This window comes from Streptomyces sp. NPDC015345, from assembly GCF_043078805.1.
GTDB lineage: Bacteria > Actinomycetota > Actinomycetes > Streptomycetales > Streptomycetaceae > Streptomyces.
In genome coordinates, this window is the sequence record NZ_JBIBTX010000001.1 from 662,358 (window position 1) to 675,412 (window position 13,055).

The following is a 13,055-nucleotide window of genomic DNA, read 5'->3' on the forward strand; positions in this document are numbered from 1 at the left end:
GAGCAGGGTCCTTACAGGCCGGACTCGGACGTACGGACCAGGATGCGACGGCAGTTCTCGCACCGCAGGACGGTGTCGGGGGAGGCCGCCTTCACTTCGTTGACCTCGGTGATGTTGAGCTCAAGGCGGCAGCCCTCGCAGCGCCGCTGGTAGAGCTTGGCCGCGCCGACGCCGCCCTGCTGCGCGCGGAGCTTGTCGTACAGCTTGAGGAGGTCGGCCGGGATGGAGGCCGAGACGACCTCGCGCTCCTTGGTGGCCGTGGCCATCTCGCGGTCGAGCTCCTCGGACGCGGCGTCCCTGCGGCCCGTCGCGTCGTCGATCTTCGCCTGGATCGAGGAGACCCGCTCGGTCAGCTCGGCGACCCGCTCCTGCGCGGACTCCCGGCGCTCCATGACCTCCAGGACGACGTCCTCCAGGTCACCCTGGCGCTTGGCGAGCGAGGCGATCTCGCGCTGGAGGTTCTCCAGGTCCTTAGGGGACGAGACCGCGCCGGAGTCCAGGCGCTGCTGGTCGCGGGCCGCGCGCTGACGGACCTGGTCGACGTCCTGCTCCGCCTTGGTCTGCTCGCGGGCGCAGTCGCCCTCCTCGGTCGTCGAGGCGACGAGGAGGTCGCGCAGCTGCGTGAGGTCCTTGGTCAGCGACTCGATCTCGGCGTGCTCGGGAAGGGACCTCTTCTTGTGCGCGAGCTGCTGAAGTCGGGTGTCCAGGGCCTGGACGTCGAGCAGTCGGATCTGGTCGGCGGGCGCGGCGTTCAGTTGGGGGCTCCAGGTGTGTCGTGAGTAGAGGCCGCGTGGGCGGTCCAGGGGTCGGTGACCGTGTGCGAGACGTGGACGCGAAGGCCCCATCCGTTGCGGTCGGAGATCTGATCGAGCTGGGCTGCGGCCAGCTCGCACCAGGGCCACTCGGTGGCCCAGTGGGCGGCGTCGAGCAGCGCCAGCGGTGTGCGTTCGCGGGCCTCGGAGGCCGGGTGGTGGCGCAGGTCGGCGGTGAGGAAGGCGTCCACACCGGCGGCGCGCACGTCGTCGAAGAGGCTGTCGCCGGAGCCGCCGCTCACCGCGACGGTGCGGATCAGCGCGTCCGGGTCGCCCGCGGCGCGGATGCCCTGCGCGGTGGCGGGCAGCCGCTTCGCCGCGCGCTCGGCCAGCTCGGCGAGGGTCAGCGGGTGTTCGAGCTCGCAGATCCTGCCGAGCCCGCGCCGGCCGTGGCGGTCGGTGGGGTCCGGCACGAGGGGGCGTACGACCCGCAGGTCGAGGGCGCCCGCGAGCGCGTCGGAGACGCCCGGGTCGGCGCGGTCGGCGTTGGTGTGCGCGACGTGCAGCGCGACGTCGTTCTTGATGAGGTCGTGGACGACGCGGCCCTTGAAGGTGGAGGCCGCGACCGTCGTCGTACCGCGCAGGTAGAGCGGGTGGTGGGTGACCAGGAGCTGGGCTCCGAGCCGCACCGCCTCGTCGGCGATCTCCTGGACGGGGTCGACGGCGAAGAGGACCCGGGAGACCTCCGCGTCGGGGTCGCCGCAGACCGTGCCGACCGCGTCCCAGCTCTCGGCCAGATCGGCGGGCCACAGGGCGTCGAGGGCGGCGATGACTTCAGACAGACGGGGCACGGGGAAAGGCTACCTTCCCGCTGCGCTCGGCATACCTGGCCTTACCTTGAGTGGCCGGGCGGCTACGGAACGCCCCTTCCCGGTGGGGCACGGGGCACTGCTCGTTCGGCCCCTCAAGAGCCGCAGACGCGACTGCCGAGTTCTGAGCGGGTGCGTCTGCGGCTCTTCTGTGGTTGCTCGCGCAGTTCCCCGCGCCCCTTACGGGGCGAGGTTGGTCTTGAGGTCGGACAGGACCTCGTTCGCCGCCGTCACGCCGAGGCCCAGGTACCACGTCTCGTCCGGCACGTCCTTCGCGTGCCCCTTCCTCACCGCGCCGAGCTTCTTCCAGAGCGGGTTCTTCTCGGCGGCGGAGCGGCCCGTCTTCTTCGCGTCGCCGTAGACACCCGTGAAGATCCAGTCCGCGTCGGCCTGGTCGATCTTCTCGGGGCTGATCTCGGTGGCGAGGTCGTTGATCCGCTGGTTCTCGGGCCGCGGCAGACCCGCGTCGTCGAGGATCGTGCCGATGAAGGACGCCTTGGCGTAGAGGCGGATGCGGTCCGGCATGTAGCGGAGCATCGTGACGGTCGGCTTCTTGCCGCCGTGGGAGGCGGCGATCTCCTTGCCGAGGCCCTTCGCCCGCTTCTCGTACGCGGCGAGCTCCTCCTCGGCCTTGGCGGTCTCGTCGAGCGCGGCGGCGTTCAGGAGGTAGTTCTCCTTCCACGTGAAGCCGGGGCGGATGGAGAACACCGTCGGGGCGATCTCGGAGAGCTGCGGGTAGAGCTTGGCGGCGCGCAGTTCGCTGCCGAGGATCAGGTCCGGCTTGAGCGCGGCGATGGCTTCCAGGTTGAGGGAGTTGATCGTGCCGACGTCCTTGGGGCTGCCGGCCTCCTTCTCGAGGTAGCCGGGGACGCCGTCGTCGCCCTCGGTGGGGGCGTATCCGACGGGCTTGACGCCCAGCGAGACCACGTTGTCCAGCTCGCCCACGTCGAGTACGACGACGCGCCGGGGCCGCTTCTTCAGCTCGGTCTCGCCGCGGGCGTGCTCGATCGTGCGCGGGAACTGGCCCGGCTTCGCGGTCGTGCCCATCTTCGCCGTCCGCTCGGCGGCCTCGGCGAAGTCGTCGCCGCCCTGGGCGACGGCCTTGCTGCCGGTGCCGTCGTCGGACTTCGCGGAGCCGTCGCCGCCCGAGCCGCAGGCGGCGAGCGTGAGCGCGGCGGTCACGGCGAGGGCGACCGTCGCGGCGGCGCGGCGGCCGCGCCGCGGGGACCGGGACCGTACGGCTCGTGCCGTCCGGGGGAACTCGGACATCGGGACTCCAAAGGTGCGCTGCCCGGACCGGCCGAGCTCAGGTCCGCCTGACTTTAGGCAGTGCCGCCCCGCGCAGCACAACCGCCCCCGCCCCCTCAGGCCAACCGGGACATCTCCACCCTTCTGTGTGAAGCGGACAGCCGTGCACCCCACGTCAGCGCGTACGAACCTAGCGTCGAAGGCGGAGGTGACACCGACCATGACAGCGGCAACGATCACGGCGGACGGTTCCTACGCGGCACGGCTCGCACGGCGGGGCGACTCCTGGTTCCCCGAGCGCTGGACGCTGGACTCCCCCGAGCCCTACGCGGTGCCGCTCGCCGGCCACCAGCCCGAGGAGCCCGGCACCGAAGTGCTGCCGCTGAGCGACGGGCGCGTCCTCATCCACCGCCTGGTGGACGGACGCCACGCCTTCGCGCTGCTCTACCCCACGGGCCCGGAGACCGGTGAGATCCCTCTCGGCGGCGTGGAGTGCGAGGGCGGGCTGAGCCTGCTGCCGCCCGCCCCGGACGGCACCCGTGCCTACGCCCTCGCGGTCGGCGCCCGCTCGACGGACGTATGGCTGGTGGCGGGCGGCTCCTTCGGCCCCGAGCACGTCGCCGAGGTGCCCGGGCGCTGCTCGGGCGGCGTCTGGCTGGACCGTACGGGGCGGCTGCTCGCCCTGGACCGGGAGTCGGCCGGGTGCGTGAAGACGGTGGCCGTCGACCTGGAGCGGGGCGGCGAGGTGTCTCCGCTGCTCCAGATCGCCGAGGGGAGCGACGACCGGCTGCTGCTCGCCGACGCGGACAGCGGCCTGCTCCTCATCCGTTCGAACGCGCCGGGCCACGACCGGCTCGGCTGGGGCGTGCTCGGCGGCACCCTCCCCGTCCGCTTCCCCGAGTCGCTGCGGCTCGCGGACTGCGCCGTCACGCCGTTCGCGATCCAGCCGGGACAGACGCTCCTCCCGGAGGGCTGCGCGGTGGCGCTGCGGATCGACGGCGCGGCGGGCACCTGGCTCGGCGTCTGGCGGCCCGCCGAGCGGCGCATTCGGCAACTGCCCGCACCCGTGGGCTGGTTGGCCGGTTCGGGGCACTGGACGCGGGACGGCGTGCTGCGACTTCCGTACGTGACGCGGGACGTGCCCTGCGGTGTCGCGCGGGTGACGGCGCCCCCGCAGGAGCTGCCGGACGCGCCGTCGCTCAAGCCGGTACCGCCCCCCGCGCCCCGGCCCGTGCCCCTGCAACAGGCGCCCCTCGGCGGGCGGGTGGCGGCCGGTTAGACTCGCCCGGCTGCACGAAGGATCTTCTTACGGGGTGAGTAGAGAGATGTCGACCGAGGCCATAACGGAGACACAGACGGAAACGCAGTGGACGACACAGCGGGAGACGCCGTGGACGACACAGCGCGAGACACAGTGGGAGACCGATCCGCGGCAGGCGATGGCCGCCGCGACCTCGACCGCACGGTCCGGCGCCGGTAGGCACCGCGGGCCGGTGGCCGAGCACGACGAGGCCACCGCGCCGAGGGGCCGCCACCGCAGGCAGCCGTCGGACTCCTGACGCACCGAAGCACGCACCACCACACGCACCGCGTCGCGGAGAGCCCCGCCCAAAGGCCGTCACAAGCGGCCCCCGGGCGGGGCTTCCCTGCGTTTCCACCAAGAACCGCCTACCCCACTTTCAGAGCTTCTCCCGCTTCAGGCCTTTTCCCGCTTCAGGCCGAGCACCTCGGCCGCCGCGAACGTCTCGGCCGGGGGGCGCGCCGCGTAGTACGGCGAGATCAGCTCGTCCAGCTCCTCGAAGGTGAACGCCTCCTTCGCCGCGTCGAACTTCGCCGCCACCTTGGGACGTTCGACGATCGCGACCATCCCCCCGTGGACCACGAGCAGTTGGCCGTTGACGCGGCCGGCGGCGGGTGAGGCGAGATAGCCGACCAGCGGCGACACGTGTTCGGGCGCGAGCGGGTCCAGCCGGCCGTCCGTCGGCTCCTGGAACCCCTGGAAGACGTCCTCGGTCATCCGCGTCCGCGCGCGGGGGCAGATCGCGTTGGCCGTCACGCCGTACTTGGCGAGTGCCAGCGCCGTCGACGTCGTCAGTCCGACGATGCCGCCCTTCGCCGCCGCGTAGTTGGGCTGGCCCGCGGATCCGGCGAGGAACGCCTCCGACGAGGTGTTCACGATCCGCCCGTACACCGGGCCGCCCGCGGCCTTGGAGCGCTCGCGCCAGTGGACGGACGCGAAGTGGGTCGTGTTGAAGTGGCCCTTGAGGTGGACGCGGATGACCGAGTCCCACTCGCCCTCGCTCATCGAGAAGATCATCCGGTCCCGCAGGATGCCCGCGTTGTTGACCAGGATGTCGAGCTTTCCGTACGTGTCGACCGCCAGCCCGATCAGCGTGCGGGCCTGGTCGTGGTCCGCCACGTCGCCGGTGTGGGCCACGGCCTGTCCGCCCTCGGCCCGGATCTCGGCGGCGACCTCCTCGGCGGGCGCCGCCGACGCCTCACCGGAGCCGTCGCGCCCCGGCTGCCCGAAGTCGTTGACGACGACGCTCGCGCCGAGCCGGGCCAGTTCCAGGGCCTCGGCGCGGCCGAGCCCGCGGCCCGCGCCGGTGACGACCGCGGCCAGACCCTCAAGTGGCAGTGGCAGTGACATCGATGTCCCCCATGTCCTCTCAGATCTCGATGCACGTACGCAGGGCGGTCCCGGTACGCATCTGGTCGAGGGCCTCGTTGATCTCGGTGAGCCGCACCCGGTGCGTGATGAGGTTCTCCAAGTCGATGCGGCCCGCCCGCCAGAGCGCGATGGCCCGTTCGTACGACTGGAGGACGTCGCCCCCGCCGTACATGGAGGGCAGGATCCGCTTCTCGTCGAAGAACAGCTCGAACATGTTGAGCTGGAGGTGGTCGTCCATGGCGCCCGCGCCGACGACGCACAGCGTGCCGCCGCGCCGCGTCGTCTCGTACGCCGTGCGGGCCGTGGCGGACTTGCCGACGACCTCGAAGACGTAGTCGAAGCCCTCGCCCGCGGTGATCCGCTGCTTGGCGTCGGCCAGCCCGTCGGGCGGGACCGCCTCCGTGGCGCCGAAGCCGAGCGCCGCCTCCCTGCGTGAGGCGACCGGGTCGACCGCGACGATCTGCGCCGCGCCCTTGAGCCTGGCCCCCTGGATCGCGGAGATGCCGACGCCACCGCAGCCGATGACGGCCACCGACGAACCGGCCCGCACGTCGGCGGTGTTGATGGCCGCGCCGAGCCCCGTGGTCACCCCGCAGCCGATGAGCGCCGCGATGTCGAAGGGCACGTCGTCGGGGATCGGCACGGCGCACCCGGCGTCGACGACGACCTCCTCGGTGAAGGTGCCCGTGCCCGCGAAGCCGAAGACGTCACCGCCGGGGCGCTTGAAGTTGGGGGTGCCCGCGTTCATGAAACCGGCGAGACAGAGCTGGGTCTGGCCGCGCTTGCAGGCGGGGCAGGTGCCGCAGGCGGGGAGCCAGCTCAGGAGGACCCGGTCGCCCGGCGCGAGGCCGCTGACGCCGTCGCCGACGTCGAGGATCTCGCCGGCGCCCTCGTGGCCGGGGATGAAGGGCGCGGGCTGCGGCAGCACGCCGTTCATCGCGGAGACGTCGGAGTGGCACAGGCCGGTGGCCCGGACCCGGATCCTCACCTTGCCCGGACCGAAGCCCAACGCCTCCACGTCGTCGAGTACTTCGAGCTTGTCCTGGCCTATCTCGTGCAGTACGGCTGCGCGCATCGTGCGGCTCCTCTCGGCGTACGAAGCTCCGGGCCCGCCCCGAAGCGGCTCGGCTCCGGGCGCTCCCCGAAGCGGCTCAGACGTGCTCGACGACGGTGTCGGCGAGGACCGGCGCGTCGTCCCGTTCGACCGCCGTGACCGTGGCCTGGACGCGGCCCTCGGTGCGCCACATGCGGATGCGCAGGGTCTCGCCGGGGAAGACGACCCCGACGAAGCGGGTGCCGTAGCCGCGCACCCGGGACACGTCGCCGTCCAGTTGCGTGTCGACGACGGCCTTGAGGGTCATCCCGTACGTGCACAGGCCGTGCAGGATCGGCCGGTCGAAGCCGGCGAGCTTCGCGAACTCGGGGTCGGCGTGCAGCGGGTTCCAGTCGCCGGAGAGGCGGTAGAGCAGCGCCTGGTCCTCGCGGACGGGGCGCTCGACCTCCAGGTCGGGGTCGCCCTCGGGGGCGGGCAGCCTGGTGGAGGGGCCGCGGTCGCCGCCGAAGCCGCCTTCGCCGCGTACGAAGATCTGGGCGTCGCTCGTCCACAGCGGGCCCTCGGCGTCGGCGGCCTCGGAGCGCAGGACGAGGATCGCCGCCTTGCCCTTGTCGTACACCGCGGCGACCTTCGAGGTGGTCACGGCCTTGCCGTTGACGGGGATGGGGCGGTGCAGCGTGATGGTCTGGCCGCCGTGCAGCACGGCGGCGAGGTCCACGTCGATGCCGGGGGCCGAGAGGCCGCCCATGATGCCCATGCCGGCGCCCGCGACGGTGGCGAAGCTGGGCAGGACGTGCAGGCCGGACTCCAGCGTGTACCGCAGTTCGGCGGGGTCGGTGGCGGGCCGTCCCGCGCCGAGGCCCAGGTGGTAGAGCTGGACGTCCTTGTGGTCCCAGGTGATCTCGGCGGACCGGGGTTCGGCAGCCACGGCCTTCGCGGCGTCAATGGGCATGGGGTGGCAGCTCCTTGGGCTCTTCGGCCGACAGCGGAAGACCTCGGTGCGGCCGTCCGCACCGTCGACCGCACCGAGGTCGCAACAGGGCCGTTCTAGAACGCGTTCCAGTCCGGCGTCCCATGTATAGCCGAGCCCCGGGAAGTTGTGAAGGCTCCGGACGCGCGCCGTCTGACGCAGCGTCAGTTCAGCTGTCCTGGGAGCCTCGCCCCCGGGAGGCGGCCGTCCGCTGCGCCGGCATCCACAGGAGCAGCATCACCACGCCCGCCAGCAGGATGAACCCGCTCGTGCGGAACGCCATGGCGTAGCCGTCCGTCAGCGCCTGCCGCGACGTCGAGCCGTCCATCTGCGCCGCCGCCACCGTGGAGAGCACCGCGAGGCCGAGCGCGCCGCCCATCGTGCGGGAGGTGTTGATCAGGCCCGAGACGAGCCCCGCGTCGCCCGGCTGCGCGCCCGACGTGGCGAGGGAGGCGAGCGGGGTCGTGGCGAGGCCCGCGCCGAACATCATCACGATGCCGGGCAGCATGATCGAGGTCACGTACGCCCCGTCGACCGTCATCGTCGACTGCCAGCCGAAGCCCGCGGCGGCCACCACGATGCCGAGCACGGAGACGTTCTTCGCGCCGAGCACCGGCATCACGCGCGGCGCCAGCATCGAGCCGAGGACGATGGTGAGGGACGACGGGATGAGGGCGAGGCCCGCCTTGAGCGGGGAGTAGTCGAGGACGTTCTGGGCGTACAGCGTCATGAACATCCACATGGCGAACATCCCGCCGCCGCACATGAACATCGCGGCGTTCGCGGCCGACACCGACCGCACCCTGAACAGCTTCAGCGGCATCAGCGGCACCTTCGCGCGCGCCTCCACCACGAGGAAGGCCGCGAGCAGCGCGAGCCCCGCCGCCAGCGGCACCAGGGTCGCCGCCGCCGTCCAGCCCTTCTCCTCGGTCTGCACGATCCCGTACGCGAGGGTGGCGAGCCCGGCGGTGACGAGCACCGCGCCCGGCACGTCGAGGCGGCGCCCCTGGCCCGCCCTGCTCTCGGTGAGCCAGGCCAGCCCCGCGACGATGACCAGGGCGCCGATGGGGACGTTGATCAGGAGCACCCAGCGCCAGGAGAGCAGGTCGGTGAGGACGCCGCCGACCAGGCCGCCGGCCGCGCCGCCGCCCGCGCCGACCGCCGACCAGACGCCGATCGCCCGTATGCGCGCCGGGCCCTCGGGCACGGCCGAGGTGAGGATCGTCAGCGTCGACGGCGCGAGGATCGCGGCGCCGAGCCCCTGGACGGCCCGCGCCGCCAGGAGCTGCCACTCGGCCTGCGCGAGGCCGCCGCCGAGGGAGGCGGCGGTGAAGAGGCCGAGGCCGAGGAGGAACATCCGCTTGCGTCCGAAGAGGTCGCCGGCCCGGCCGCCGAGCAGCATGAAGCCCGCGAAGGCGATGGAGTAGGCGTTGACGACCCACTGGAGCCCGATGGCGCTCATGCCGAGGTCGGCCCGCATCGAGGGCAGTGCGGTGTTCACCACCGACACGTCGAGGACGACCAGGAACTGGCCGGCGCAGGCGGCGAGCAGGACCGCCCATACCGGGGCGGACTTCTTCGGCGGGGCGGTGGCGGCGTCGGGGGTGTAAGTGGTGGAGGGCGTCTGGACCATGACAGCCATCCTCTCAAGCCACGCGAGCCGCACGCATCGGAAATTGGCTGGACCCGCCTGGGCCGAAGGGCCTACGCCTCCGGGCCGCACGCCCTCCCGGCCGCGGCACCTGGGATCGGGGCAGGTACCCAGGCCGACGACGCCTGACATCCGGCCCCGAGCCTCTGCCGACGCGGCGACACCCGGCGGCCGAGGCCCCTCGCCCACGCGGCGGCACCCGGCAACCCGGGCCCCCCTACCGCCGCAGCACCGTCACCACCGCCGCCCCGCCGAGACCGATGTTGTGCGCGAGCCCCACCCCGGCGCCCTCGACCTGCCGCGCCCCCGCCTCGCCCCGCAGCTGCCAGGTCAGTTCGGCGATCTGCGCGATGCCGGTCGCGCCGAGCGGGTGCCCCTTGGAGATGAGGCCGCCGGAGGGGTTCACCACCCAGCGCCCGCCGTAGGTCGTCGCGCCGCTCTCGACGAGCTTCCCGGACTCGCCGGGCGCGCACATGCCGAGCGCCTCGTACGTCAGGAGTTCGTTGATGGAGAAGCAGTCGTGCAGCTCGATGACGTCCACGTCCTCGATGCCGAGTCCGGACCCCTCGTACACCTGCCGCGCCGCCTCCCGCGACATCGGCTGTCCGACGACGTCGACGCACGAGCCGGAGGCGAAGGACTCGGCGGTGTCCGTGGTCATGGCCTGGGCAGCGATCTCCACGGCCCGCCCCGCCAGGCCGTGCCGTTCCACGAACCGCTCGGAGACGACGACCGCGGCCGCCGCGCCGTCCGAGGTCGGCGAGCACTGGAGCCTGGTGAGCGGCCGGTGGACGGTCTTGGCGGCCAGGACCTCGTCGACGGTGTACGCGTCCTGGAACTGGGCGTACGGATTGTTCACCGAGTGCCGGTGGTTCTTCGCGCCGACCGCGGCGAGCTGCGCCTCGGTCGTGCCGTACGTCTCCATGTGCTCGCGCGCCGCGTCGCCGAAGATCTGCGCGGTGGGCGGGGTCATCTCGAAGCCGTGCCGGGCGGCCATGATCTCGTAGTGCCGGGCCACGGGGGATGTCTTGAAGTCGCTCCCGTCCCCGCCTCCCAGCGAGCCGCGCGCCATCTTCTCGAAGCCGAGCGCGAGCACGCAGTCGTTGAGTCCGCCCTCGACGAACTGCCGGGCCATCATCAGCGCCGTCGACCCGGTCGCGCAGTTGTTGTTGACGTTGTAGACGGGGACACCGGTCAGGCCCAGTCCGTAGACGGCGCGCTGCCCGGCCGTCGAGGGCTGGAAGCAGTAGCCGACGGGGACCTGCTCGATGGCGTCGTAGGCGATGCCGGCGTCCTCCAGGGCCTTGGTGCCGGCCTCCTTCGCCATGTCCCAGTACTGCCACTCGCGCGTCTCGGGCTTCTCGAACTTCGTCATTCCGACGCCGACGACGTACGCCTTCATGGTGGTCCCTTCGCTGTCGGACGGTTCAGTCACGGGGCAGGCCGAGGATCCGCTCGGCGACGACATTCAGCTGGACCTGGGTGGTGCCGCCCGCGATGGTCAGGCAGCGCGACATCAGAAAGCCGTGCAGCGCCCGCTCGCCCGCGCCCTCGCGCACCGCGCCCGCCGGGCCGAGCAGCTCAAGGGCGAGTTCGGCGACCTTCTGCTGGTGCGGCGTCTGGATGAGCTTGCGCACGGAGGCGCCCGCGCCCGGCTCGGCCCCGGCGACCTGCCGGATCGTCGTCCGCAGCCCGATGCAGGCCAGCGCGTGCGCCTCGGCGGCGAGCGCTCCGACGCGGGCCCGCAGCGCGCCGTCGAGACCGGCGGCACGGGCGATGAGCGCTTCGAGACCGGTGTCGAAGGTCAGCTGGTCGGCCATGTGGACGCGTTCGTCGCCGAGGGTGTGGCGGGCCACGCGCCAGCCGTCGTCGACCTCTCCGACGACCGCGTCCTCGGGGAGGAGCACGTCATCGAAGTACACCTCGTTGAAGAGGGACTCCCCGGTGATCTCCTTGAGGGGGCGGATGTCGAGCCCCTCGGCGTTCTTCATGTCGACGAGGAAGTACGTCAGCCCCTTGTGTTTCGGCGCGTCCGGGTTCGTGCGGGCGAGCAGGATGCCGTGGTCCGCCCACTGGGCCGCGCTCGTCCACACCTTCTGGCCGTTGACGCGCCAGCCCGCCTCGACGCGTTCGGCCCTCGTCCGCAGGGAGGCCAGGTCGGAGCCCGCGCCCGGTTCGCTGAAGAGCTGGCACCAGAGGAGTTCCCCGCGCAGGGTGGGCGCGAGGAAGCGCTCCTGCTGCTCCTTCGTGCCGTACGCGATGAGGGAGGGCACCACCCAGGTCGCGATGCCGAGATCGCTGAGGGTGACCTCGGCGGCCCGCAGCTCCTCCTGGATGACGAGCTGCTGGATCGGCCCGGCGCCGAGGCCGTGGGGCTCGGGGAGGTGCGGGGCGGCGTACCCGGTGGGGGCGAGCGCCTTGCGGGCGGCGGCGGGGCCGAGGCCGCGGGCCCGGGCGATCACCTCGCGGGCCCGGGCCCGGTACGCCTCCGCCTGCTCGGGCAGTTCCAGGCGCAGCTCCCTGCGCACGCCGCTCTCGGCGAGCCGCACGGCGCGCAGCCGGTGCGCGTCGCCCGCGCCGAGCAGCTGCCGCGCCACGACGGCTCTGCGCAGATACAGGTGGGCGTCGTGCTCCCAGGTGAAACCGATGCCGCCGAGGATCTGCACGCAGTCCTTGGCGCAGGAGTACGCGGCGTCGAGGGCCGTGCCCGCGGCGAGCGAGGCGGCCAGGCTCCGCGCGCCGTCCGGCAGGCCGGGTTCGTCGGCGGCGCGGGCCGCGTCCCAGGCCAGGGCGCGGGCCCGCTCGACGCGGACCAGCATGTCGGCGCAGAGGTGCTTCACGCCCTGGAACCGTCCGATGGGCCGCCCGAACTGCTCGCGCGCCTTGGCGTGTGCGGCGGCGGTGTCCAGCGCCCATGCCGCGGTGCCGCAGGCGTCCGCGGCCAGTACGGCGGCGGCCAGGTCCCGCACGAGCGCGCGGTCCACCGCGAGGGTCCGGTCCGCCGGGACGTGCGTGGCGTGTGCGGTCACCTCGGCGGTGGGCCGGGTCGGATCGGCGCTGTCGTGTGCGCGGACGCTCAGCCCGGTCGCGTCGACGGCCAGCCACACCGGGCCCGACGCGTGGACGGCGGCCAGGATCAGCAGGTCGGCCTCGGCGCCGGAGAGGACGGGCGGCGCCGTCCCTTCGAGGACGTACCCGTCGCCGACGGACACCGCGGTGAGCGTGCCCGCGTCGAGCGCGACGGCACCGATGCGGGTGCCGGCCGCCAGCTCGGCGGCCATCGCGTGGGCGCCCGCGCGGCGCAGTACCAGCGAGGCGAGGGAGTTCGCCGCGAGCGGTCCCGGGAGCGCGGCCCGCGCCGCCTCTTCGAGGACGACCGCCAGGTCGAGCAGGTCGCCGTCCCCGCCTCCGCACTCCTCGGGCAGGTGCACGCCGAGCAGTCCTTGCCGGGCGAGGCCGTCCCAGTGGGCGGGGTGGCCGCCGGCAGGGGGGTCGTCGAGCAGCTCGCGCACCGCGTCCGGTGGGACGGCGCGCGCGATCCACCCGCGTACGGCCGCCGCCAACTCCCCTTGTTCCCGCGTGATTCCGATCCCCATGGGCATCCTCGCCGGTAGCAGCTGCCGGGACCGCGACAGAGTAGAACACGTTCCAAAACGACGGAAGACTGACGGACAGTCAGATGGCGCGGCGACCGCCGTAACCGGTGACGAGTCGGTCAACGAAAGGTCAAGACCCCCTCTCGAAAGTCAAGGCTTCCCCTCGTACGACATCCGTCGGAATAGTCGCCCGGGGAAACAGGTTCGCTTTACACGTACCCCCTGGAGTGTCCGACCTTCCGCC

The 13,055-nt window shown here is 72.8% G+C and carries 11 protein-coding genes; 2 read left to right on the plus strand and 9 right to left on the minus strand.

From position 1 onward, the window contains the following. Positions 1-11 precede the first annotated feature (11 nt). From ACF062_RS03025 to ACF062_RS03035, 3 genes are all read right to left on the minus strand, one after another. Entirely contained in the window at positions 12-755 is a 744-nt protein-coding gene (locus ACF062_RS03025; RefSeq protein ID WP_223779006.1) for a zinc ribbon domain-containing protein, read from the minus strand. After that, positions 752-1,603, minus strand: coding sequence for a Nif3-like dinuclear metal center hexameric protein (locus tag ACF062_RS03030; protein WP_392134896.1), 852 nt, complete (start codon positions 1,601-1,603; stop codon positions 752-754). The genes ACF062_RS03025 and ACF062_RS03030 overlap by 4 nt, the downstream gene beginning before the upstream one ends. A 198-nt stretch (positions 1,604-1,801) precedes the next feature. Further along, the gene (locus ACF062_RS03035) at positions 1,802-2,890 is read right to left on the minus strand and encodes an ABC transporter substrate-binding protein (RefSeq protein ID WP_392134899.1); all 1,089 of its coding nucleotides are present in this window, start codon (positions 2,888-2,890) and stop codon (positions 1,802-1,804) included. Positions 2,891-3,089: 199 nt separating this feature from the next. Here ACF062_RS03035 and ACF062_RS03040 point away from each other — a divergent pair, with 199 nt between their 5' ends. Both ACF062_RS03040 and ACF062_RS03045 read left to right on the plus strand, forming a co-directional pair. Then, on the plus strand, positions 3,090-4,148 hold the full coding sequence (locus tag ACF062_RS03040; protein WP_392134901.1) for a hypothetical protein: 1,059 nt from the start codon (positions 3,090-3,092) through the stop codon (positions 4,146-4,148). A gap of 34 nt (positions 4,149-4,182) precedes the next feature. Further along, the gene (locus tag ACF062_RS03045) at positions 4,183-4,428 is read left to right on the plus strand and encodes a hypothetical protein (RefSeq protein ID WP_392134904.1); all 246 of its coding nucleotides are present in this window, start codon (positions 4,183-4,185) and stop codon (positions 4,426-4,428) included. Between the two features lie 137 nt (positions 4,429-4,565). On the opposite strand, the gene ACF062_RS03050 is transcribed toward ACF062_RS03045, so the two are convergent. From ACF062_RS03050 to ACF062_RS03075, 6 genes are all read right to left on the minus strand, one after another. Then, positions 4,566-5,519 carry a 3-oxoacyl-ACP reductase gene (locus ACF062_RS03050; protein WP_392134907.1) on the minus strand — a complete coding sequence of 318 codons (954 nt, stop codon included), beginning with the start codon at positions 5,517-5,519 and terminating at the stop codon, positions 4,566-4,568. Between the two features lie 19 nt (positions 5,520-5,538). Continuing rightward, the gene (locus ACF062_RS03055; RefSeq protein WP_392134910.1) at positions 5,539-6,615 is read right to left on the minus strand and encodes a Zn-dependent alcohol dehydrogenase; all 1,077 of its coding nucleotides are present in this window, start codon (positions 6,613-6,615) and stop codon (positions 5,539-5,541) included. Between the two features lie 76 nt (positions 6,616-6,691). Next, the gene (locus tag ACF062_RS03060; RefSeq protein ID WP_392134912.1) at positions 6,692-7,546 is read right to left on the minus strand and encodes a MaoC/PaaZ C-terminal domain-containing protein; all 855 of its coding nucleotides are present in this window, start codon (positions 7,544-7,546) and stop codon (positions 6,692-6,694) included. Positions 7,547-7,733: 187 nt separating this feature from the next. Further along, positions 7,734-9,197 (minus strand): MFS transporter, encoded by a 1,464-nt coding sequence (locus ACF062_RS03065; RefSeq protein ID WP_392134914.1) that lies wholly within the window; start codon positions 9,195-9,197, stop codon positions 7,734-7,736. A 235-nt stretch (positions 9,198-9,432) separates the two neighbouring features. After that, a complete protein-coding gene (locus ACF062_RS03070; RefSeq protein WP_392136483.1) occupies positions 9,433-10,617 on the minus strand; it encodes a lipid-transfer protein in 1,185 nt (394 codons plus the stop codon). A 25-nt stretch (positions 10,618-10,642) separates the two neighbouring features. Continuing rightward, positions 10,643-12,811, minus strand: a complete 2,169-nt coding sequence (locus tag ACF062_RS03075; protein WP_392134916.1) for an acyl-CoA dehydrogenase family protein — start codon at positions 12,809-12,811, stop codon at positions 10,643-10,645. Positions 12,812-13,055 lie beyond the last annotated feature (244 nt).

Coding starts and splice junctions, on each gene's coding strand:
- ACF062_RS03035 (WP_392134899.1), bottom strand. CDS start 2,890: ATGTCCGAGTTCCCCCGGACGGCACGAGCCGTACGGTCCCGGTCCCCG.
- ACF062_RS03040 (WP_392134901.1), top strand. CDS start 3,090: ATGACAGCGGCAACGATCACGGCGGACGGTTCCTACGCGGCACGGCTC.
- ACF062_RS03050 (WP_392134907.1), bottom strand. CDS start 5,519: ATGTCACTGCCACTGCCACTTGAGGGTCTGGCCGCGGTCGTCACCGGC.
- ACF062_RS03055 (WP_392134910.1), bottom strand. CDS start 6,615: ATGCGCGCAGCCGTACTGCACGAGATAGGCCAGGACAAGCTCGAAGTA.
- ACF062_RS03060 (WP_392134912.1), bottom strand. CDS start 7,546: ATGCCCATTGACGCCGCGAAGGCCGTGGCTGCCGAACCCCGGTCCGCC.
- ACF062_RS03065 (WP_392134914.1), bottom strand. CDS start 9,197: ATGGTCCAGACGCCCTCCACCACTTACACCCCCGACGCCGCCACCGCC.
- ACF062_RS03070 (WP_392136483.1), bottom strand. CDS start 10,617: ATGAAGGCGTACGTCGTCGGCGTCGGAATGACGAAGTTCGAGAAGCCC.
- ACF062_RS03075 (WP_392134916.1), bottom strand. CDS start 12,811: ATGGGGATCGGAATCACGCGGGAACAAGGGGAGTTGGCGGCGGCCGTA.